This is a genomic window from Nicoliella sp. ESL1113 (genome assembly GCF_058509245.1).
The window spans coordinates 658851-681094 of record NZ_CP196387.1 but is presented as its reverse complement, the minus strand read 5'-3'; the positions used below and the strand labels follow the sequence as shown (position 1 = coordinate 681094).

Annotated in this window: 25 protein-coding genes; 4 read left to right on the top strand and 21 right to left on the bottom strand. The window is 34.8% G+C overall.

Annotated elements, in window-relative coordinates:
- Window positions 1–58 precede the first annotated feature (58 nt).
- The 7 genes from ACSYTJ_RS02935 to ACSYTJ_RS02905 form a co-directional block, all read right to left on the bottom strand.
- On the bottom strand, window positions 59–1096 hold the full coding sequence (locus ACSYTJ_RS02935; protein WP_491716134.1) for a SepM family pheromone-processing serine protease: 1038 nt from the start codon (window positions 1094–1096) through the stop codon (window positions 59–61).
- Complete coding sequence (coaD, locus tag ACSYTJ_RS02930; RefSeq protein ID WP_491716133.1) at window positions 1086–1574, bottom strand: pantetheine-phosphate adenylyltransferase; 489 nt, start codon at window positions 1572–1574, stop codon at window positions 1086–1088. Before coaD ends, ACSYTJ_RS02935 begins: the two co-directional genes overlap by 11 nt.
- Window positions 1575–1576: 2 nt before the next feature.
- On the bottom strand, window positions 1577–2137 hold the full coding sequence (gene rsmD, locus ACSYTJ_RS02925) for a 16S rRNA (guanine(966)-N(2))-methyltransferase RsmD (RefSeq protein WP_491716132.1): 561 nt from the start codon (window positions 2135–2137) through the stop codon (window positions 1577–1579).
- Window positions 2138–2149: 12 nt separating this feature from the next.
- Window positions 2150–2410 carry a YlbG family protein gene (locus ACSYTJ_RS02920; RefSeq protein ID WP_491716131.1) on the bottom strand — a complete coding sequence of 87 codons (261 nt, stop codon included), beginning with the start codon at window positions 2408–2410 and terminating at the stop codon, window positions 2150–2152.
- A gap of 9 nt (window positions 2411–2419) precedes the next feature.
- Window positions 2420–3610 carry an FtsW/RodA/SpoVE family cell cycle protein gene (locus tag ACSYTJ_RS02915; RefSeq protein ID WP_491716130.1) on the bottom strand — a complete coding sequence of 397 codons (1191 nt, stop codon included), beginning with the start codon at window positions 3608–3610 and terminating at the stop codon, window positions 2420–2422.
- A gap of 129 nt (window positions 3611–3739) precedes the next feature.
- Window positions 3740–5575: a translational GTPase TypA gene (gene typA, locus ACSYTJ_RS02910; protein ID WP_491716129.1), complete on the bottom strand. Its 1836-nt coding sequence runs from the start codon at window positions 5573–5575 to the stop codon at window positions 3740–3742.
- Window positions 5576–5785: 210 nt separating this feature from the next.
- Window positions 5786–6064: a UPF0223 family protein gene (locus ACSYTJ_RS02905; protein ID WP_491716128.1), complete on the bottom strand. Its 279-nt coding sequence runs from the start codon at window positions 6062–6064 to the stop codon at window positions 5786–5788.
- 80 nt (window positions 6065–6144) lie between these two features.
- On the opposite strand from ACSYTJ_RS02905, the gene def reads away from it, so the two are divergent.
- Window positions 6145–6705, top strand: a complete 561-nt coding sequence (gene def / locus ACSYTJ_RS02900) for a peptide deformylase (RefSeq protein ID WP_491716127.1) — start codon at window positions 6145–6147, stop codon at window positions 6703–6705.
- A gap of 32 nt (window positions 6706–6737) precedes the next feature.
- Here the strand turns inward: def and ACSYTJ_RS02895 are convergent, their stop codons facing one another.
- Window positions 6738–7196, bottom strand: a complete 459-nt coding sequence (locus ACSYTJ_RS02895; RefSeq protein ID WP_491720079.1) for a hypothetical protein — start codon at window positions 7194–7196, stop codon at window positions 6738–6740.
- 173 nt (window positions 7197–7369) lie between these two features.
- Between ACSYTJ_RS02895 and ACSYTJ_RS02890 the strand changes: the two genes are divergently transcribed.
- From ACSYTJ_RS02890 to ACSYTJ_RS02880, 3 genes are all read left to right on the top strand, one after another.
- Window positions 7370–7585, top strand: coding sequence for a DNA-directed RNA polymerase subunit epsilon (locus ACSYTJ_RS02890; RefSeq protein ID WP_491716125.1), 216 nt, complete (start codon window positions 7370–7372; stop codon window positions 7583–7585).
- A 2-nt stretch (window positions 7586–7587) separates the two neighbouring features.
- Window positions 7588–9270, top strand: a complete 1683-nt coding sequence (gene rnjA / locus ACSYTJ_RS02885; RefSeq protein ID WP_491716124.1) for a ribonuclease J1 — start codon at window positions 7588–7590, stop codon at window positions 9268–9270.
- A 71-nt stretch (window positions 9271–9341) separates the two neighbouring features.
- A complete protein-coding gene (locus ACSYTJ_RS02880; RefSeq protein ID WP_491716123.1) occupies window positions 9342–10295 on the top strand; it encodes a diacylglycerol/lipid kinase family protein in 954 nt (317 codons plus the stop codon).
- Window positions 10296–10372: 77 nt separating this feature from the next.
- Here the strand turns inward: ACSYTJ_RS02880 and ACSYTJ_RS02875 are convergent, their stop codons facing one another.
- From ACSYTJ_RS02875 to ACSYTJ_RS02815, 13 genes are all read right to left on the bottom strand, one after another.
- Window positions 10373–10588 (bottom strand): hypothetical protein, encoded by a 216-nt coding sequence (locus ACSYTJ_RS02875; RefSeq protein ID WP_491716122.1) that lies wholly within the window; start codon window positions 10586–10588, stop codon window positions 10373–10375.
- Window positions 10589–10706: 118 nt separating this feature from the next.
- Window positions 10707–11165 (bottom strand): arginine repressor, encoded by a 459-nt coding sequence (locus ACSYTJ_RS02870; protein WP_491716121.1) that lies wholly within the window; start codon window positions 11163–11165, stop codon window positions 10707–10709.
- A 12-nt stretch (window positions 11166–11177) separates the two neighbouring features.
- A complete protein-coding gene (arcD, locus tag ACSYTJ_RS02865; protein ID WP_491716120.1) occupies window positions 11178–12611 on the bottom strand; it encodes an arginine-ornithine antiporter in 1434 nt (477 codons plus the stop codon).
- 158 nt (window positions 12612–12769) lie between these two features.
- A complete protein-coding gene (locus ACSYTJ_RS02860; protein WP_491716119.1) occupies window positions 12770–13756 on the bottom strand; it encodes an aldo/keto reductase in 987 nt (328 codons plus the stop codon).
- 195 nt (window positions 13757–13951) lie between these two features.
- Window positions 13952–16348, bottom strand: coding sequence for an SF1B family DNA helicase RecD2 (gene recD2 / locus ACSYTJ_RS02855; protein ID WP_491720078.1), 2397 nt, complete (start codon window positions 16346–16348; stop codon window positions 13952–13954).
- A gap of 24 nt (window positions 16349–16372) precedes the next feature.
- The gene (locus ACSYTJ_RS02850) at window positions 16373–17095 is read right to left on the bottom strand and encodes a tetratricopeptide repeat protein (protein WP_491716117.1); all 723 of its coding nucleotides are present in this window, start codon (window positions 17093–17095) and stop codon (window positions 16373–16375) included.
- Window positions 17096–17111: 16 nt separating this feature from the next.
- Entirely contained in the window at window positions 17112–17771 is a 660-nt protein-coding gene (locus ACSYTJ_RS02845) for a histidine phosphatase family protein (RefSeq protein ID WP_491720077.1), read from the bottom strand.
- A 113-nt stretch (window positions 17772–17884) separates the two neighbouring features.
- Window positions 17885–19012 carry a tRNA 2-thiouridine(34) synthase MnmA gene (mnmA, locus tag ACSYTJ_RS02840; protein WP_491716115.1) on the bottom strand — a complete coding sequence of 376 codons (1128 nt, stop codon included), beginning with the start codon at window positions 19010–19012 and terminating at the stop codon, window positions 17885–17887.
- Between the two features lie 102 nt (window positions 19013–19114).
- The gene (locus tag ACSYTJ_RS02835) at window positions 19115–19456 is read right to left on the bottom strand and encodes a hypothetical protein (RefSeq protein ID WP_491716114.1); all 342 of its coding nucleotides are present in this window, start codon (window positions 19454–19456) and stop codon (window positions 19115–19117) included.
- A gap of 12 nt (window positions 19457–19468) precedes the next feature.
- Window positions 19469–20623 (bottom strand): cysteine desulfurase family protein, encoded by a 1155-nt coding sequence (locus ACSYTJ_RS02830; RefSeq protein WP_491720076.1) that lies wholly within the window; start codon window positions 20621–20623, stop codon window positions 19469–19471.
- A gap of 21 nt (window positions 20624–20644) precedes the next feature.
- A complete protein-coding gene (locus ACSYTJ_RS02825; RefSeq protein ID WP_491716112.1) occupies window positions 20645–21337 on the bottom strand; it encodes a 5'-methylthioadenosine/adenosylhomocysteine nucleosidase in 693 nt (230 codons plus the stop codon).
- A 12-nt stretch (window positions 21338–21349) separates the two neighbouring features.
- A complete protein-coding gene (locus ACSYTJ_RS02820; protein WP_491716111.1) occupies window positions 21350–21664 on the bottom strand; it encodes a hypothetical protein in 315 nt (104 codons plus the stop codon).
- Window positions 21665–22210, bottom strand: coding sequence for an NUDIX hydrolase (locus ACSYTJ_RS02815; RefSeq protein ID WP_491716110.1), 546 nt, complete (start codon window positions 22208–22210; stop codon window positions 21665–21667).
- Between the last annotated feature and the right edge of the window lie 34 nt (window positions 22211–22244).

Genomic DNA, 22244 nt, shown 5'->3' with positions numbered 1-22244 from the left:
ATCTAGCTATAAATACGTAAAAAGATCCAATAAATACGTGATTTATTGGATCTTTTTATTATTTAAGCTTATCCAGTGCATTCTGAAATGAAGTAACTGGCAAAACTTTCATATCTGGTGCGTAGCGTTTAGCAGTCTTAACTGCCAGTTCATAATTAGTTAAATGATCAGGTTCTAATGCTCGAATTGCCTTGGTTGGCTTTACATACGGTGCCAAGAAAATAGTTGCACCTTCCCTTTTAGCAGCAATGATTTTTTTATCAATGCCCCCAATTTCACCAACGGTCCCATCAGAATTGATCGTTCCAGTACCAGCAATTTTACGTCCTTTTCTAATGTTTTCACCAGTTAATTGACTATAAATTTGCAGTGAGAACATTAAGCCCCCTGAAGGTCCGCCAATTTGTCCCGGATCAACTTTAATCGGAATTTTGGTTTTAACCCTTAAGTCATCAGTTAATGTAATCCCAATCCCTGGTTGATTACTGTTTGGCAACTTAGTTAATGGTGCCGTTGCTTCTTTATACTTAGAGTTATGATAAAAGCCAATCTTTAATTTAGAACCAACTTTTTGCTTCCGAATATAATTTTGATAACCTAGTGCAGAATTAAAATGATGCCCGTTGACCCTAACGATAGTATCACCAACATGAATAACGTTCTTAAATTTAGAAGTATTTAAGACATCAATGATATAAATGCCTCGATAATCCTTAGTTACATTCTTGTGGGCAGCACGATAAGCAGTATAAATGGCCTCATTAATAGCACTTTTCATGTAAAAATCTTGTAATCGATCGTATGTAGCATTATCCTGACCACCAGTTACATCTTCGACGCTCTCAATCGAATAGTAAGGATTTAACTTCGCATAAACATAGGAAGCTGGAGTAGCTTGCGCAATTCCAACTGAGGTCAACATAAATTTTCCACTATAATGATCTGGGTGGTTTTTTATATTCACGATTGATTTTAAATTATCAGCACCACCTGGCCCTTCAATATATTTTGGCAATGGTAGTAAAAAGAAAATTGCGACTATAATTAATCCTAATATCGGTAAGCCGAATTTCAAATAACGATGTTTATTTTTCATTTAATTCCCACTTTTCATTAATTAAATCTGCAACTGGTTTTGGAACATAACGATTAACTGATTTTTTAAAATGACATAATTCCCTTACCCTTGAAGAAGATAACGCTTCAAACTCAGGATTAGTGGGAATTAATAATGTCTGAACCTTATTATTTAAGCGATGATTAAAGTCAGCCAATGATTTCTCTGCGTCAAAATCAATTGAATTCCGAACTCCCCTAATAATCACATTCGCGTTGATCTCATCCATTAAATCGACAATCAACCCATCGGTAATCAATACTGAAACATTACTTAAATCCGCTGTGGATAGTTCTATCAAATGAAGACGATCATTATTTGATAACCAGGGTTGCTTCTTACTATTAATGCCAATCACAACTACTAATTCGTCAAAGAGCGCACTGGCCCTTCTAATAATATCTAAATGTCCATTGGTAAGCGGATCAAAGCTTCCAGGAAAAACTGCCTTAGTCAAATTTAATCACCCATTTCATATTTATAGATTGAAATAACGGTCAAGCCGTATTCTTTTTGTCGAACTAAACGATAATTTTGAACATCATCAACTAAATTTGTGTGATTATCAGTTTCACAAATTACAAATGCATCCTTAGCTAATATTTTTAGCTCATTAAGCGTTGATAAATCACTTAACATCTGTTCTTCTTTGTAAGGCGGATCTAAAAAGACAATGTCAAACTGTTGACCACTCGATGCCAGACGGTTCAAAGCATTTTCAGCGCTACTTTTTATCACCGTAAAACGATTGGGTTCCTTAGTCATCTTAATGTTTTCATTAATCGTTTTAATTGCAGCATATTGTTTATCAACTAATGTCGCATTATCAAAACCACGTGATACCGCCTCAATTGCAACACCACCAGAACCAGCAAATAAGTCTAAAAAACTACCACCATTAAAATATGGACCGATTATGTTAAATAACGATTCTTTGACCTTATCAGTTGTTGGACGAGTCAGACGGCCAGGGACTGCTTTTAAAGGCCGTTTACCATATTTACCTGAAATTACTCTCACAATTAACCATCCTTATTCATCATCATCATCTAAACTTTGATTATTAGCAAAACTGGTTGATAAATTAACCAATGGGGACTTTTCAACGCTTCTAACGATTTTTAATTTTTCCAACTGGGCAATTTTTTCATCAACGTCACTTGCATCTACATAAACAATTGCATAATGCATTCTTTTTGAAACATAGTCTAAAATCCCGTATTTTTTCAAGAAACGGGATTGTTTTACAGAATAAACATAGATAATTAATCCTATTCGATCCTTAATTTCCAAACCTAATAATCACCCTTCAATTTTATTTTTAAAATTACTTTCTTTATAACTAATTTTTAAAATTAGCCCCAAGCAAATGCACAGGGTAATCATACTGGAACCTCCATAACTAATAAATGGAAAGGTAACCCCTGTAATTGGTAAAATCCCTAATACTCCACCAACGTTAAAGTAAGTTTGCACAACCATATAAGCTGCGACTCCATAGCAAATTAATGTATCATAGCCACTTCTAGCCTTAATTCCAATAAATATAATTCTTAAAATTAGAAATGCTAATAAACTCATAATAATAAATACACCAATTAAGCCAAGCTCTTCGGAAATAATTGCCATGATAAAATCAGTATTAGGTTCAGGCAAATAACCAGTCTTTTGGATACTATTCCCGATTCCTCTACCAAAAATACCACCATTACTAATTGCATAATAAGAATTAACTAACTGTTGACCAACCCCATTGGCATGCTTGAACGGGTTGGCAAAAGCAACGATTCTTTGTAACATGTAATTACTCTTCATTATCCCAGATGATTGTAGTGGCCCATAAGCCGCAAAATACAATCCCGTAAACGCAAGTGTAAAAAGGATTAGTAAACTTCTAAACGATCGTTTATAACTAACCCCAGATGCATAAGTCATCACAATTACAATTGTAGCATTAATTAGCATTCCACCTAAGTCGGGTAAAAATAGAATTGCAAATAAATTGGCACCCGTTATGATATAGGTTTTTATATGATTCATCGCAAACGTTGACCAATTTTTAAAAACGTACATTCGATTTTGATCATTACTTAAAACCTCAGCAAATAGTAGAATAAAAAATAGTTTTACAAATTCAGCCGGTTGAATTCCAAAACCAAAGAAATTTAGCCACCCTGGAGAACCATTAATTGCCTTTCCAAAAAAATGCAAACCAGCAAACAAAAAGATAAAACCGATTCCAATTAATTTTAACAACCCTTGATCTCTTAAAATCTTAAGATTCTGAAAAAAGGCAAAATAAATCATTAAAATCCCAAATAAAACATAGCCAATCTGCTTAATTAAATAACTTGTTGCAGTTCCACCATTTTGCATTCCAATATTTGAGCTTGCTGAATAAACCATTATAATTCCTAGTACGCTTAAAATCGCAAATGGCACTAGTAAAAAATAATCTAAATTCTTAGGTATTCTTTTAATTTTTAACTTCATTTAAAATCAGACTCCACTGTATCAATAATTGGTTTAATTATATCACACATCATAATTTGCATTCACCGTGAACAAAAAAGAACGAAGAAAATAATTTCTTCGTTCTTTTAAGAATAGCTATATTAATTTTTATCCGTGACGAGCAACCTTAGCTTCTTTTTCACGTTGTTTAGTATTCAAAGTTTTCTTACGAAGACGGACAAAGTGAGGTGTTACTTCACAAAGTTCATCATCATTTAAGAATTCCAATGATTCTTCAAGAGTTAAGTGTTCTGGTTCCTTAATCTTAGCCATATCGTCAGATCCAGAAGCACGAACGTTGGTTAACTTCTTACCCTTAGTGATATTAACAGAAATGTCATTATCACGGCTGTTTTTACCAACGATCATTCCTTCATATACTTCAACCCCTGGGTTAGTGAAAATCGTACCACGACTTTCAATCCCCATGATAGCGTAAGTAGTAGTCTTACCTTGGTTAATTGAAACTAGCGCACCGTTCTTACGACCTGGGTTCCATTTCTTAATTACTGGAAGATACTTTTCAAAACTGTGGTTCATAATTCCATAACCACGAGTAATTGATAAGAATTCAGTTGGGTAACCGATCAATCCACGTGAAGGTACTAAGAATGTCAAACGTTGTTGACCATTCCCAGTGTTTTCCATGTTTTCCATGGTTCCCTTCCGTTGTGACAAGGTATCGATAATTGAACCAGAATATTCTTCTGGAGTATCGATTTGAACAGATTCAAATGGTTCACACTTTTCACCATCAATATCACGAAGAATAACCTTTGGACGGGATACTTGTAATTCGTAGCCTTCACGTCTAAGGGTTTCAACTAAAATTGATAAATGAAGTTCACCACGACCTGAAACAGTCCATGAACCTGGTTCACCGGTGTCTTCAACCCGAAGTGACACATCAGTATGCAATTCACGTTGAAGTCTTTCAAATAATTGACGAGCAGTAACAAATTCCCCATCCTTACCAACGAATGGTGAAGTGTTAGAACCAAATGTCATTTGAAGGGTTGGTTCGTCAATTCTCAATACTGGAAGTGGTTCTTGGTTAGATGGGTCAACAACGGTTTCACCAACATTAATATCTTCCATTCCTGAAACAGCGATCAAGTCACCAGCTTCAGCTTCATCAATATCAACCTTAGCTAAACCAAGGAATCCCATTAACTTAGTAACTCGGAAGTTTTGCGTAGTTCCATCAAGTTTCATAACAGTAACGTTATCCCCAACCTTGATCTTACCACGGAAGACCCGACCAATTCCGATTCGACCCAAGAAATCATCATAATCAAGCATGGCAACTTGGAATTGTAATGGTTCATCTGAGTTATCGATTGGCGCTGGAATCGTCTTAATGATAGTATCGAAGACTGGCTTCATTGTGTGTTCTTGGGAATCAAGATCATCACTGTAGCTTGAAGTTCCATTCATAGCGGAAGCATATAGAACTGGGAATTCAAGTTGATCTTCATCAGCACCTAATTCAATAAATAAATCAAGCACTTCGTCAACTACTTCTGCAGGACGAGCTCCTTCACGGTCAACCTTGTTAATAACAACGATTGGCGTTAAATGTTGTTCAAGTGCCTTTTTCAAAACGAAACGAGTTTGTGGCATAGTTCCTTCAAATGCATCAACAACTAAAAGAACACCATCAACCATTCGCATGATACGTTCAACTTCACCACCGAAATCGGCATGTCCTGGAGTATCCAAGATATTAATTTGCTTATCACCGTATTTAACGGCAGTATTCTTAGAAAGGATCGTGATTCCACGTTCCTTTTCAATATCATTAGTATCCATGGCACGATCGCCAATTTCTGTGTGTTGGTCCAATGTATCGGATTGTTTTAGCAATTCGTTAACTAAAGTAGTTTTACCGTGGTCAACGTGGGCAATAATAGCGATATTGCGAATGTTGTCTCTTGTTTTCAAGTTATTCCTTCCCTTCACACTAATTAAAATTAGTATTATACAAGATATCCATAATCCTATTCAGTATAATACAAAACCCCTTTTTAAAAAAGGTAATTTGCATTAATCCATAACAAAAGCTGTAACATAATTTGTCACAGCAGAATAGCATTATCTTAAATTATCATTATTTATAGTAACTTAAAATTATAAACTAGTCAAAGCATAGCCCTATATTTTAAACATTTTTCTATCGGAAGCCCGAGCAGCCTTAACGCATTTAAAGATGTTGTAACCAGAGTTATGTTCAAATTCACGTTCAATCGTTCTTTGTTCACCCTTAGCAGGAACGATCTTTTGAAAATTAGTATATGCAGTGAGCAATTTTTGACAATCGGCCCCTTGATTGAGTTCATATGCATCTTCAACTAGTTGATATAGCTTAAATACCTGGGTTAATTCATCACGACTCCAGTCTTCAAACATTGGATACTGGTAATTTGGTTTCATTTTTAAGACCCCTTATTTATATTATTACTAAAAAAGAAAATGTGATAAAATTAAGTGTAAAGAATTTGGAGGGAATTAATTTGTTCTTAATGAAAGATATTGTAAGAGACGGCGATCCCGTCCTAAGAAAACAAGCTCAAAAAGTTAAATTTCCATTAAGTGATTCTGATCAACAATTAGCTAAGGATTTAATGGAATACTTAGAGATCAGTCAAAACGAGGAACTTTGTAAGAAATATCATCTTCGAGCTGGTGTTGGCCTGGCAGCTCCTCAGGTAGGCGTTAGTGAAATGATGGCATCGGTTCTTGTTCCAAACGAAGAAGATCCAGACCATCCTATTTTTAAGGATGTTATCATTAATCCAATTATCGTTTCAAACGCTGTTCAAAGATGTGCGCTTACTGAAGGCGAAGGTTGCTTATCCGTTGATAAGGACATCCCTGGCTACGTTCCACGCTCCGCTAGAATTACACTTAAATACCAAGATGTAAACGGAACTGAACATCAAGTTAGGCTCAAAAACTATCCAGCCATTGTTTGCCAACATGAAATCGACCATCTTCATGGAACTTTATTCTATGACCATATTGACGGGGAGAACCCATTTTCACGCTCAGACGATGAAATTTTCATTGGATAATAAACTGGACGTTGCATTAGCAGCGTCTTTTTTTATTCAGTTAAGCGCTCGATATCATTAATATATTCGCTAGTTGATTGGTTAACAATGTATGCCAGCTCAATGTGGACAAAATTATCATACTGCCATAAGTCTGTAATTTTAATTTGAGAATCATCAATGGCCGTATTTAAATTTCTGCGTTCAAATAGGCTAGTTAATCCTTGCTTTAAAAACGACAATTTATCGTTAACATTATGTTTATCAGAATCCAGTTTATATTCAAAAACTTGAATGCCACGTCCCCAGACATCAGATAACACCTTAGAATGAATGATTTTCAAATTATATTCATTATTACCAAGCTGGGTTAAAAAATCAGTTAAAATTTTTTGACAGTGTTTTTCGGATTTTAATTGCGCTTTTTTGGTTGGATTAACAACGAAAATCCAATGGACTAAGTTATAAACAATGATCGCAATAATAATTCCTAAAAAAGCTTCCCAAAACAATCCTTGATCAACTCCTCTGACTTAATTATTAATTTATTTTAACACGCAATCAATTATATGTAGCTATACTATACTTATTATTTCGAATATGCTAAAATTAGGATAATTTAGTGCTTATAGCACGCGAACGATACAAAAAAGTTTACATAAAATTAAAAAGGAGATTATTAAGTATGATTTTTAAAGTTTTATATCAAGACTCTATCAAACGTACTCCTAGAAGAGAAACTACTAAGAGTATGTATGTTGAGGCTGGTACTGAAGTCGAAGCCAGATCAATGGTTGAATCTATTAAAGATTACAACATCGAATACGTCGAACCACTAGAGGGTAACCATCTTGAATATGAAAAGAAGAGCCCTGATTTTAAAATTACGGAGTTTAAATAATTATGAAAAAACTAAACGTCAAAAATAACGAAACAGCTATTTATGGCGTTGGTGGTTTAGGTGAAATTGGAAAGAATACCTATGGAGTTCAATTTCAAGACGAAATTATCCTAATAGATGCCGGAATTAAGTTTCCTGAAGATGATTTATTAGGTGTTGATTATGTTATCCCAGATTATAATTACTTAATCGAAAATCGCGATAAAATCAAAGCCTTGGTTATTACCCATGGACACGAAGATCATATTGGTGGGGTTCCATACCTATTAAGAGACCTTAATGTTCCAATTTATGCTGGACCACTAGCGCTAGCTTTAATTAAAAACAAGTTGGAAGAACATGGTTTATTGAGAAGTGCTGAAATGCATCGAATTGATGAAAATTCAGTCCTTAAATTTAGAAAAACTAGTGTTTCATTCTTCAGAACTACCCACTCGATTCCTGATACTTTAGGAATTGCTGTGCATACCCCATCTGGGGTAATCGTTCAAACTGGTGATTATAAATTTGATCTTACGCCAGTTACTAACCAGCCACCTGGTCTTCATGAAATGGCTCGCCTTGGTGAAGAAGGCGTTCTTTGTTTAATGTCAGATAGTACCAATGCCGAACGGCCAGTTTGGACTAAGTCTGAAAAATGGGTCGGTAAGTCCGTTCGTCATATTTTTGATGAAGTTCAAGGGCGGATTATTTTCGCTACTTTTGCTTCTAATATTTCAAGAATTAAGACTGCTTGTGACACAGCATTGGCCCATAATCGTAAAATTGCCGTATTCGGAAGAAGTATGGAAGCTGCCATTGTAAATGGACGTGAACTAGGTTATCTAGATATTCCAGACGATGCATTTGTTGATGCTTCTGACCTTTCTTCCCTCCCTGCCAATAAAACGCTAATCCTATGTACTGGTTCGCAAGGTGAACCAATGGCCGCTCTTTCAAGAATTGCCAATGGTACCCATCGACAAATTTCTATCCAACCAAATGATACCGTTGTATTTTCAAGTAATCCAATTCCTGGAAATACGGTTAGTGTTAATAAGGTAATCAATGAGTTAGAAGAAGCCGGTGCAAAGGTAATTCATGGGAAAGTAAACAACATTCATACTTCAGGTCACGGAGGTCAAGAAGAACAAAAATTAATGCTTCGTTTAATGAAGCCAAAGTTCTTTATGCCTATTCATGGTGAATATAGAATGTTAAAGATCCATACTGAATTAGCTGAACAATGTGGAGTTCCACTTAAAAATAGTTTTATCATGGCTAATGGAGATGTATTAGCTTTAACTAAGGATACTGCTAGAATTGCCGGTCATTTCACTGCTGGAGACGTTTATATTGATGGAAATGGAATTGGTGATATTGGTAACGTCGTTCTTCATGATCGTCAAATTCTTTCTGAAGAAGGATTAGTTGTTGTTGTTGCTACCATTAATTTAAATAAACAAGAAATTCAATCTGGTCCAGACTTGTTATCACGTGGATTTGTTTATATGCGCGAATCTGGTAAGCTTTTAGATGAAGGTCGAAAATTAGTATTTAGAACCATTAGAAGAGCCATGCATAATAAGCACGCTACTGAAGCTACTATTCGAAGTGCGATTATTAATGACTTACAAAGATTTTTATTCAATAAGACCGAACGTCATCCATTAATCTTGCCAATGCTAATTATGAACAAACACTAATCTTTAATGAAAAAGCGAATTCATGATTGAATTCGCTTTTTTAAATAACTTATAAAGGAGTGTAATCCCCATTGCAAGCCAGATACCTGATAATTATCAATCCAACTTCCAATAATGGTAAAAGTATGGATACTTGGCAACTGATTAAGAATCAATTGGATGCCAGTAAAATTAATTATCAATATAGAATAACTGAATATCACAACCATGCAAGGTTGATTACAGAACAATATACTAAGGATTATTATGATAATGATCGCTTATATAACGTTCTATTGGTAATTGGTGGCGATGGGACAATTAATCAAGTTATTAGTGGTCAAAAAAACGCCCTCCTTAAGAATAAACAATTAAAAGAGTTTCCAATTGCACTAATTCCAACTGGTAAAAACAATAACTTTGCATTAGAAATGGGTATTAATAAAAATTGGCAGACTGCCCTACAAAATGTATTAAATGCTTCTACAGTACTGGATATTAATTTAGGTTACTACTTTAACAACTTTAATAAACGGTACCATTATTTTTTAAACAACATGGGAATCGGTTTTGAGTCCAATTTATTAAATAGTAAATCTAATTATCATTGGAAATGGCTTCAAAAACATTTTAAAAAAATTAGACGGTTTTGGCGCATTTTAGTTAATTTATATGCAATTAAGGAATTCCCCATGTATATGTATTTAAATGGCCATAGAGAGCAATTTTCAAAAGTAGTATGGGTATGTATTTATAATGGTCCATATTTTGACAATAATAAAAAAATCATGCCAAATGCAAGTATCAAAAAACCTTCGCTAAATATTTTAATAATGGAAAATAAAAATATATTAATAGTAACCTGGTCGATTTTTTTGATGTTTATGGGAAAACAACCTAAGTTTAAATCCGTTCATTCTTTTGATTGTAAAAGTATTAAAATTAGTATCCCATCAATCGAATATGGCAATATTGATAATGAAGAACTTGGTGGACATTTCTATAATGCTAAATTCGGTGTTACTCAGTTTAAATTAGTTGTGTAAATAAAAATAGTTAGTGATAAGAAAAAATTTCTTATCACTAACTGTTTTTTTGATGGGACTTATGTAACAGCCCATTTTTAATCTTCGGAAGCATCCATTGCTTCTAAGATCATCTTTAATGTATTACATTTTTTAGTAAGTGTTTTCATTTTATTGCCATACTCTGGTTCAATGGTAATAGTACTATTCCCCTTGGCTAATATTCTAGAATTAGCTGCCTCACTGATTTTTAAATTCTCTAACTCCTTAGCCGCCTGTCTATATTCTACCAAAAGTTCAAATCTATTACTCACTGTAACCACTCCTAACAATATATATGAATTATAGTTATTTAGTTCGTTATTTAAAATAAAGCGTAAGGGTAATATAACACTAATTCATAAATTTGTTAATAGTTTTGCTTAATTTTTATTAAAGATCAGAGTTTAAATGCTCAATAAACATTTGATTTACCGTTTCAGCATAATCATTACTAGATGAAAAAATTACAATTGTGTCATGCCCTGCTAACGTTCCCGAAATACAGTCAAGACTTAAGTCATCAATAACTGCAGCAAGCGTATTTGCATAGCTAGGCAGGGTATGAATAACGTTAATAAATTGAATCTTTTCAGCAGATGTAACCGCCCCATTAATCATTTCATATAGATGGGTCAATTCATTCGGATTATCGTTCTTATAAACTGTATAACGCCAATTATTACCATCCTGTTGTTTAATAATATTCATTTCCCGAATATCACGAGAGATCGTTGCTTGAGTAGCATCAATTCCAGCTTCCTTTAGCTTATGCATTAATTGTTCTTGTTTAGAAATTGGAAACTGGTTAATAATTCTTTCAATTGCAGATTGACGAACTTCTTTTTTCATTAAAATCACTCCTTAATACGAAAAACTATCATACCCTAAAAATAACCCAAGTAAAGCGTAGACACCGAACAGTAAAATAAACACTGCGATTATTTTTTCATACCATTTAAAAATAACCGTTTGGTGATTATCATATTTTTGTAAGTAGTAAAACACAGGAATGCCAAACATAAATAAAATCGTTGTTAATAATATAAAATGAATTCCAGCTGCATATAAAAGCCAGCAAGTATAAACACTAGCAATTAGTCCAATTACGATATTCTTGTTACGAGCTGCGCTTTGATCGAATTGAATTGAATATTTTAACTGATAGAAAGCAGAAAAAGAATATGGAATCAAAATTGCAGCACTGGCAATCGAATAAAATAAATTATAAGCACTATTAGTGAATAAAAAGGTAAACATAAATAATTGAACAATAGTGTTAGTAACTATTAAAGAATGAACTGGGGCGCCGTTTTCATTCTCATTAATAAAGAACTTAGGAAAAGTTCCTGCCTTAGAAGCCTCATAGGGTAACTGACCAGCAAACATCGTAAAAGATAGCCATGCCCCAGCAACCGAAATGATTAATCCTAAGTTAACGATCATGGCCCCCCATTTACCAACCACCCTTTCTAAAAGTGCTGCCATTGCAGGTTGTCCTAAATGAGATAGGCCTGCCTGCTTCATAACTCCAAATGATAATAATGTAATCAACATATAAATTAAAATCACAATAATTAACCCTAGAATAGTAGCTTTTCCAACATCATTGCGATTCTTAGCCCGCCCAGAAAAAACCACAGCTCCTTCAATACCAATAAATACCCAGACTGTAACTAACATCGTACTTCTCACCTGGGATAAAACATCTCTAAATTCAAAATGACCCGTCTTGGTAAACCAAAAATCAGTAGTAAAAACGTTAAGCTTGAAAGCGATGATCATTACCACAATAAAAAGAAAAATTGGAATTAATTTTGCAATCGTTATCATCACATTTATAAAGGATGCTGATTCAATGCCATGTAAAATCATAAAATGACAGCCCCATAGTACACAAGACGCAACTAGAATTGACCAAATATTTTGACCATTTCCAAAAATTGGTAAAAAATAAGCAATGGCACTCATTAATAAGGTTGCATACCCAACAGTTCCTAATAAGGTAGAAAGCCAATATCCCCAAGCCGAATTAAATCCCATATACTTACCAAATCCAGCTTCTGCATAACTAAAAACTCCGGCATCTAGATCTGCCCGTTTTCTAGTTAAATTCTGAAATGTAAATGCTAAGGATAACATTCCGATGGCGGTAATCGCCCAACCAATAATGACTGCACCAGCACCTGCTCCAGTTGCAATATCATGCATAATGTTAAAAACACCACCACCAATAATTGCACCAATTACTAGTCCTACTAGTTCTAATAGGCTTAATTTACGCCTTATATGAGGCATTATATCATCTCTCCTTAATTATATGTTTAATATTTATACGATTTAATGAATAAATAAGACACATTTATCAATTATAACGCAATTTTTTATAAAATGGTGATTTTTTTTATAAAAAAAGAACAGCATTAGCTGTTCTCGTTTTCCAATCAATCAAACTATTATTTAGTAATGCGGTCAATTGCTTCTAATTCATCACTAGTAAATGAAACGTTGTCCAAAGCCTTTAAATTAGATTCCAAATGATTAACTTTTGAAGCCCCAGTAATAACACTAGTAACTGCTGGATTATTCAATAACCATGATAAACTCATTTGAGCTAAGGTCTGGTTTCTATTCTTAGCCAAATCATTTAATGCATTGATTCTTTTTACAGCAGAATCAGTCCCATTATTAACTAAGAATCTGTTCGTACTGTGTAAATATAATGAATCAGGAATCCCGTTCAAATACTTATCAGTAAGTAATCCCTCTGCAAGTGGTCCATAAGCAACTAGTCCCTTATTAGCATTAGTTAAGGCATCAATCGTCCCATCATCTTCAATTTCACGATTAAGCAAATTATATGACATTTGATTGACTACGAATGGCGTATGCAATTCCTTAAAGTACTTCATGATTTCCTGTTCTTCTTTACTATAATAATTAGAAATTCCGATGTATAAAGCTTTGCCTGATCTAACTATTCCGTCAAGTGCTTCCGCAGTTTCTTCTAGACTTGTATTAGGGTCAAAACGGTGACTATAGTAAATATCAACATAGTCTAAGCCCATTCGTTTTAGGCTCCGATCTAATGCTGCAACAAGTGTTTTCTTAGATGAAAATGACCCGTAAACACCAGGCCACATATGATAACCGGCCTTGGTAGTAATAATTAGTTCATCCCGATAAGGCTTCAAGTCAGCACGATACACCTGTCCGAACATTCTTTCTGCAGCTCCAGAACCAGGACCATAATTATTGGCTAAATCAAAGCTAAAAATTCCCCGATCGAAAGCGGCTAAAATAGCTGCTTCACTGTCCTTAAAATTAGCGTCATCACCATAACTATGCCACATTCCAAAAGAAAGTGCAGGCAGCTGAAGACCCGAATTACCAGCTCTCCTTACTTTTTGATTATCATATCGATTATCGCTTGCTTTATACATTAAACTCACTCCTAATCTTATTAAAAACTATAAATAAATAATAAGTTGCTTTATAAATCCAGTCAAGAAATTGAAATCAAAAAAGGCAAACTCATTGGTTTGCCCCTTAATTTTACTTATTAAAATATTAGTTAAATAAAACATTCAGCTAAGAATAAATCGTTTATTAGCATCATTATCGTTTACTTTAATTCCCTATTTATAGGGCGTAATCCCATCCATCCCAATCATTGGATCTATTGAGTTACTTTTAATCAGGTCATCAGTTAAAATTTTAGCTTTTGAACCACTTTGATCTGCATTTTTAGGTTGAGGTTGAGTTTTATTATTACCATTCATCGTCATTCTAATACGTTCAACCAAACTGGTCCTTCTTCGAATTGGATTATCGTGAACACAACGAACGAACGATTCAAAATCCCCAACCATTATCAATAAATTAGCTGCCCGTGTAACCGCAGTATACAATAAATTTCTTTTCAACATCCTTCCATATTGGGGGAAAGCTGGCAATATGACCATTTTAAATTCGCTTCCCTGTGCTTTATGAATGGTCGTACAATAAGCTAATGAGATTTGATCCCAATTCTTTCTTTGATAAGTTACCTCAACATCATCAAAAGCAATTACTAAATTGTCCTTACTACTATTTTTATTAATATCAATTCCTACAATTTTTCCAATGTCACCATTAAAAACATTATTTTCAGAACTATTGACCAATTGCAAAACCTTATCGCCAATTCGATATTTAAAATCTTTATACTTAACTTCTTTTTGATCTGCACTAGTTTTAGGGTTCAAAATTTCTTGAATAACAGTATTTAAATTGTCAACTCCAATCATTCCCCTGTACATTGGTGCTAATACTTGTATATCAGTAGCGGTAAATCCTCTTTCATGTGCCTTACTGACGACAAATGAAATCGCTGATTCCGCTTGCTGAGAATTACATGAAATAAAAGAACGATCAGACTGTTTATCCTTAAAGTTAGATGGTAACTGACCATTTTTAATATTGTGTGCTAAATCGATAATTGTTGAATCATTATTTTGGCGATAAATAGTATTTAATTCTAGACTTGGAATGACTCCTGATTCTAATAAATCACTAAAAATTTGACCAGGGCCAACTGATGGTAATTGATCCTTATCACCAACTAGAATTACCTTCATATTATTAGGGATTGCACAGATTAGCCTTCTAAACAGATAAGTATCTACCATTGACATCTCATCAACAATTAAAATATCACCATGAATATTATATCCATCAAAATCTTTGTCTTCATTATCGTCATCAATATTCAATCCCAATAGTTTGTGAATTGTGCTAGCTTCCACACCAGTCGTTTCTCGCATTCTCCTAGCTGCCCTACCAGTAGGTGCAGCTAACACAAATGGATAATTACTACTATAATCACGAATTGATAGTGATAAATCATGAATCTTTGCATATAAAGTGATTAACCCCTTAATAATTGTAGTTTTACCAGTTCCTGGTCCACCGGTTAACAAAAATACTTGAGATTGCATTGCTTTTTTCAAAGCATTAACTTGGGATTGATCATAATTGATTTGATTATCAAACTCAATTTCCTTAATCATCTTATTGATATAATTCTCATCTTTTGTTTTAGAATCATCATTATCCATAATTCTTTTTAAATTTTCAGCAATTTGCCATTCAGCATCGTAAATACTCTTTAAATAAATTCGCCCATTCTCACCAACAATTTTATTATCATTGGCTAGCTCCATCATTTGAGCACTAACATCGTCGACATTAACTGAACCATTTCGACTATCATTTAACAGTGACATCGAATTAACAACTACGGTTTGAACGTCAGTATAAGTGCACCCTTGACTAATTAATAACTCATCTAAAACGTTCATTATCCCAGCGCGAATCCTACCACCGTTACTATCATCCACACCAACTTTTTTAGCAAGTTGATCAGCCTTATAAAAACTAATCCCCTTGATATCCTCAACTAACTGGTATGGGTTTTTCCGAATTACTGAAAGGGTACTTTCCCCATATTCATCATAAATTTTAGTGCAAAGTCTCGTTCCAAATCCATAGTTACTTAACTCAATAATAATTTGTTCAAATCCATTATTATTTTGCACCCCCTCAACGATTGAATCACGTTGCTCTTGGGTTAAATCAACAGAATTTAGTACCTTTGGATCATGGATAATATCTTTAATTAGATTCGTTCCTAACGATTCAACAACCCTTTCAGCAGTTTTTTCACCAATTCCAGGAAATTCATCACTTGATAAATATGCAATTAGTCCCCGATTTGTATTAATCGTCTGCATTTCATACTTATTCACTTTAAATTCTTTCCCATACTTAGGGTGATTTATTAATTTTCCCTCAAAACGATAATCCGTTCCTTTTTCCATTTCACCAAAAGTACCCAGGACAACAATATTATCACTATCCCAATTAAAGTTATTTTTTTGAATATTAACTGATATTAACTTAAAATGATTTTCTGAATCTTCAAAGATAATTGCCCTAATCGTTCCAACGATAAAAAAGGGTTCATTAATTTGAGGAGCGTTCGTTTGATCCAAAATAAATTCCTCCATAACAGATTATTATTTATGCTTCTTTTTTTGAACTTGAATAAATTTTTCAATATCACTTAACCGACTTTGACCCTTATCAAAATAGGTTTTATCATATTGCTCAGCTTTAGCAAAGTAATCGTCAAACGGTTCACCAAGCACCATGGATACGAGCCCACGATCAAAATTAGCCTTTCCATCATTCGGATCATTTTTTAAAATGACATCAAAGAACTGTGCAGATTCAGCAAAATTCCCCAGTGCCAATAAGCTATCTCCTAAAATCCGATTAACGGATGGATCCTGGCGACGCATCCCTTGTGCTGTCAATGCAAATACAACTGCCCGCTTATAATTTTTTTTAGACATATAACTTTGAGCTACCATAAGATACGAATCAAATTGCAATTTTTGGTCATCAATTTGATTAAATTGTTGAATTGCCTTGTCATACTCTCCAGCAGCATAATAAACGTTTCCTAATCCGTACATTAGGGTATTTTTGGCTTTTTTACTTCGATCAGCGAACAACCCCATCGCCTTCATCAATAATTCTTCTGCTTGATTATAATTACGTAGTTGAACTAAAAAGGTCCCTAAATCATAATAAGTTCTGTAATCATGCGGATGATCATCAATATCTTGAACTAATTTATGCAGTGTTGCATCCGCTGCCTTTTGTTTCGCTTCTCGTTGCTTGGCGACCGCCTCTTGGTGTTCTTGATTTTGATTCAAATCATTATTTTCAGTCATTATTATCACTTCCTGATTAAATTGTATCGGTTGAATCTAACTTTCTAGATAAGTATTCTGTATCGTTCCACTTAATCAATTGAAATGTTTTTCCATTGTCATTGGTCTCCAAAATCGTGGTACTAGTATTTGATAATCCCCCGCGCTTACGTAAGTCTGCTAACTTTTCGCCTAACAATGAATTAATCAGTGCATTCAAGGCTGCTCCATGACTCACTACCATTATATTTTGGTTATCTAACGGATAATCATTAACAATCAACTTAATGGCGGGTAGCATCCGTGCTACTACCTCTTGAAAGGTTTCACCACCAATTTCACTATTATCGTACTTTTCTGGATGTTCTCTAAAGTTATTAAATTGTTCTGGAAACGCTTTTTTTACATCGTCAAACTTTTGACCTTCCATTTTGCCTAAGTGAAATTCTTCTAATCGATTCCACAAACTAATTTTTGGCACAAAGTCAAGTTGATTTCTAATCCGCTCAGCTGTGTATCTAGCGCGCTTGATTGGGCTTGCAAAAACGTGCTCAAATTTAATCGATTTAAAAAAGGCCGCTAATTGATCCATTTCTTGATAACTAGATTTTAAAAGTGGCGAATCTCCACCAGCCCCCTGGTAACGACTTTCTAAGTTCCATTCAGTTTTTCCGTGGCGAATAAAATAAATTTTCATTTTTTTACCCCATAATTTCTAATAAATTAATATCTCATATTCATTATAAACTGAATTTAGATAAAATAAAAACACCATACGTTTGCAAGGTGTTTTTATTTTCAGATTAAAATTTAAATATACTGAAGAACTTCTTCATTTTGATATGCTGCATCAATAATGGCGGAACCTAAGCACTCCTTACCATCATATAACACAACTGCTTGACCAGGGGTAACAGCACGTGCTGGATCATCAAAAATGACCCGAATCCGTTTTTGATCAGCGCTAACTTTCACGGTAACGCCACAATCTTTTTGGCGATATCTGAATTTAGCGGTACAGTGAAACTCACTTCCCCGCTCTGAGATATCATTGACCCAAAAGGCATCGGAAGCATCTAGATAATCAGCATAAAGATGCTCATTTTCATACCCCTTACCAACGTATAAGATGTTCTTAGAGAGGTCTTTCCCTACTACGAACCATGGACGATTATCTTTACCATCGCCACCAATTCCAAGACCCCGACGTTGGCCAATCGTATAGTACATTAAACCGTCATGGTGGCCCTTTTCTTGACCATCAAAGGTCATCATCTTACCAGGAGTAGCGGGAAGGTATTGACCCAAAAAGTTCTTGAAGTTCTTTTCACCGATGAAACAAATCCCAACTGAATCCTTCTTATCAGCAACAGCTAAGTTTGCTTCACGCGCAATTTTACGAACTTGTGGCTTGATCATCCCGCCCAATGGGAACATAACCCGATCTAATTGATCAGCAGAAAGTTGACTTAAAAAGTAAGTCTGATCTTTGTTGGAATCGGTTGCCCGCAACAAATGATTATGGCCATCTTCATCACGATATAATTGAGCATAATGGCCAGTTGCAATGTAATCAGCACCTAATTCTAGGGCATAGTCCAAAAACGCCTTGAATTTAATTTCCTTATTACAAATTACATCGGGATCTGGAGTTCGGCCTTTCTTATACTCGTCTAAAAAGTAAGTAAAGACCCGATCCCAATATTCTTTTTCAAAGTTAACTGAGTAGTAGGGAATTCCAATTTGAGAAGCCACTTTAGCAACATCTTTGTAGTCTTCAGTTGCGGTACAGACACCATTTTCATCGGTGTCATCCCAATTCTTCATGAAAACTCCTACCACATCGTATCCTTGTTGTTTTAGAACGTAAGCAGTCACGGAAGAATCCACGCCACCACTCATTCCAACAACAACCCGAATTTTACTATTATCGGTCATTTGTTTATCACCATCATTTCTTTAGATTTCTGAGAATCCACGATTTGAAGGTCGCAATTTCCAGTATTTAATATCTTACTAACTAAAAGAAAGAAATGCAAATTAATTGGCTAATGTAAGCACCTTTCTTAAAATTAAGTTTTGAATTTGATAATTTAGCTGTTCAACATCATCAGGATGCTTGTCGTCCTTAAAAAGGTCTACCTTGCGTAATCCCTTGGCATCGGTAACAGCTAATTTCAACTGTTTTAAATCCTTACTAATTGATACTTTTAAATTAAATCCAATGTTGGGGTTCACACCACTTAGTAACTGTTTTAAAACAAAACTGCCATTATTTAATTTTTTAAAGCCCAAGTCTAGCAACGTAAATTGCTTAATTTCAGGACTGACTTTAAAATTACGGTCATCCCCAGTGAATTGATCAACATCTGAAAAAGCCATTGAGCATCCCCCCTATTTATCTTTTTTTAATCGATGGATAATTTTAGTAGTTTTACTAATGAATGCATTAATATCTTCCTCAGTTGTGTAATTGCCAAAGCTGACCCGAATTGATTCACCAATCCGTGGACTTTGTTTCCCGAACATCGCAACTAAAACATGGGAAGGTTCAATACTACCTGCCGTACATGCGGAACCACCTGAAACTGCAATGCCAGCCAGATCAAGATTCGTTTGTAAAACGTAAGTGGAAATTCCCTTGAACCAGAGATTCAACACGTGATTTAGGTTTGCATGCGATACCTGGCCATTTACTTCAAAATCAATTCCGTTATCGGTCAACCCGTTAATGATCATTTCCTTGAAGTGGTAATACTTTGCTTGTCGACGCTTCTTTTCAACTGGGTCCACCAAAGCAACTGCAGTTGCAAAGCCAGAAATTCCAGGAACATTTTCAGTTCCAGCACGACGCTTCATTTCTTGATCACCACCCTTAATAAAACTAGGGAAACTGATCTGACTTTGCCGATATAAAAAGCCCATCATCTTCGGACCGTTAATTTTATGCGCTGAAGTTGACAACATATCAATATGGTCAGCCTTAACATCAATATCAACTAACCCGTATGCTTGAACGGCATCAGTATGAAACCAAGCTTGATGATCCTTTAGCAATTCACCAATTTCATGAATTGGCATCCGACTTCCGACTTCATTATTACCACTCATGATTGTAACCAAAATGGTTTCATCATCTAAAGCATCTTTTAAATCTTGAATTGAAATATTACCATTTTCATCAACGGGAAGATAAGTTACCCTAAACCCCTTTGTTTCTAGATACTGTAATGGTTTTAATACTGCTTCGTGTTCGATCGCAGTTGTAATAATGTGTTTGCCCAGTGCCTGTCTAGCTTCAGCGGTTTGGATAATAGCGGTGTTATCACTTTCAGAGCCACCACTAGTAAACACAATTTCATTATCATTAGCATTAATACTTTTGGCGATTACATGCCGACTATCCTCTAAAATACTATGGGATTGCCGCCCTAAACCATAAAGCGTTGAGGCGTTCCCAAAAACATTTTTAAATTTATCGTTCATGTCGGCTAAAACTTCATCAGCAATTGGGGTTGTTGCTGCATTATCTAAATAAATTTCGTTCAAATTTAGCCACCTATCCCTTTATTAATTTTGGTTCTGTAAAAAGTTCAACATCATCTTAGCAGATCGTTTACCAGCTTCAACCACAAATTCATTAAAACTCATATCAGCATTTTCATCACCAACATCGGACATTGCTCTAATCACAACATATGGAATGTGGAATTGATTGGCAACTTGACCAACTGCGGCCCCTTCCATTTCACTAGAAAGCGCATCTGGAAAGTGGCTTAAAATATTATCAATTTGCTTTTGGCTAGCGATAAACTGATCGCCAGAAACAATTAAACCGGTTTTGGCTTCTAGCCCAACTGATTCAGCTGCAGCCATTACCTTGTCAACAAACGATTGATCAGCTTTGAAACGCGCTGGTTGGTCTGGGACTTGACCATAATCATAGCCGGCAGCTGTTGCATCAGCATCGTGATAAGCAGTTTCAGTTGAAACTACAACGTCACCCACCGATAATCCCTTACCAATTCCAGCAGCAGAACCAGTGTTAATAATAATGTCAACATCAAATTCAGTCACTAATAATACAGATGTAATTCCAGCTTCAACTTTACCAATTCCTGATTTTACTAATACTACCGATTCACCGTTAATTGTCCCAGCAAAAAAGTCAATTCCCTTGATGTTCTTTTTCGTTTCATTTTCCAAATTATCATGAAGACTCTTAATTTCTTCGTCCATTGCACATAAAATTCCGTATTTCATCAAAAACACTCCTTAATTTACAAAAAATAGCACTAATAATACGGCGATTATCCCTAACGCAAATAATAAAATAAACGTATCCAAACGATGAGCTAACTTTTTAGAACGTTGCTCAGCGATATTGCGCTTCATTTCTTTATCTTCCCAAATTTGATTTTCACGTTTCTTTTGACGACTAAACGTTTGATCATCAAATTCATCATCAGTAGTTACACCAATTTCAGTATCATTATTCTCACGATTACGGAGTTTGCGATACTGTTCTCTGGTTAGATATTTTGAATCATCATCAGAATCAAAATGGTTATTCTCGCTAATTAAAACCACCTACTTACTTAGTAATTCCCAATAGAGGATTGCCATTGAAGTCTTAGCATCCTTTATTTTACCACTATTCAATAGTGCCTTTGCCTCTGGTAGGGAGTACTCTTTAATTCCCAAGTATTCACCCTTATCCCGTGGCAACTCGTCTTTAACTGGTTGTAAATCTGTTGCTAAATAGAGGTCCATATATTCATCCGAAAAACCGACCGAGGTATAAAAACCAGTCAAATGTTTTAGAGTCTTAGCATGATAACGAACCTCTTCATTTAACTCCCTTATCATCGCTTCCTCAGAAGAACCAGTATCTCTAGAATCGACCTTACCTGCGGGAATTTCCAATGTTACTTCCTGGACTGGTGCCCGCCATTGAGTTTCCATCAACATTTTATTATCCGCTGTGATTACAAGAGCAGCTACCGCTTTAGAATGATAAACAATATCACGACTAGCCTCTTGACCATTAGGTAATAAAACCGTTTGTTTTTCAACGTCGATAATCGAACCATGATACTTAGGCTCTTTTTTGATTACCTTTTCCTCTAAATTCATTAATATCACCTATTTTCATTAACTATTATAATTT

Bases quoted from the DNA above. Each gene is read 5' to 3' on its own strand.
- ACSYTJ_RS02935 (WP_491716134.1), bottom strand. From the start codon at position 1,096: ATGAAAAATAAACATCGTTATTTGAAATTCGGCTTACCGATATTAGGA.
- ACSYTJ_RS02915 (WP_491716130.1), bottom strand. From the start codon at position 3,610: ATGAAGTTAAAAATTAAAAGAATACCTAAGAATTTAGATTATTTTTTA.
- ACSYTJ_RS02905 (WP_491716128.1), bottom strand. From the start codon at position 6,064: ATGAAACCAAATTACCAGTATCCAATGTTTGAAGACTGGAGTCGTGAT.
- ACSYTJ_RS02890 (WP_491716125.1), top strand. From the start codon at position 7,370: ATGATTTTTAAAGTTTTATATCAAGACTCTATCAAACGTACTCCTAGA.
- rnjA (WP_491716124.1), top strand. From the start codon at position 7,588: ATGAAAAAACTAAACGTCAAAAATAACGAAACAGCTATTTATGGCGTT.
- ACSYTJ_RS02870 (WP_491716121.1), bottom strand. From the start codon at position 11,165: ATGAAAAAAGAAGTTCGTCAATCTGCAATTGAAAGAATTATTAACCAG.
- arcD (WP_491716120.1), bottom strand. From the start codon at position 12,611: ATGCCTCATATAAGGCGTAAATTAAGCCTATTAGAACTAGTAGGACTA.
- ACSYTJ_RS02860 (WP_491716119.1), bottom strand. From the start codon at position 13,756: ATGTATAAAGCAAGCGATAATCGATATGATAATCAAAAAGTAAGGAGA.
- ACSYTJ_RS02850 (WP_491716117.1), bottom strand. From the start codon at position 17,095: ATGACTGAAAATAATGATTTGAATCAAAATCAAGAACACCAAGAGGCG.
- ACSYTJ_RS02845 (WP_491720077.1), bottom strand. From the start codon at position 17,771: ATGAAAATTTATTTTATTCGCCACGGAAAAACTGAATGGAACTTAGAA.
- mnmA (WP_491716115.1), bottom strand. From the start codon at position 19,012: ATGACCGATAATAGTAAAATTCGGGTTGTTGTTGGAATGAGTGGTGGC.
- ACSYTJ_RS02835 (WP_491716114.1), bottom strand. From the start codon at position 19,456: ATGGCTTTTTCAGATGTTGATCAATTCACTGGGGATGACCGTAATTTT.
- ACSYTJ_RS02825 (WP_491716112.1), bottom strand. From the start codon at position 21,337: ATGAAATACGGAATTTTATGTGCAATGGACGAAGAAATTAAGAGTCTT.
- ACSYTJ_RS02815 (WP_491716110.1), bottom strand. From the start codon at position 22,210: ATGAATTTAGAGGAAAAGGTAATCAAAAAAGAGCCTAAGTATCATGGT.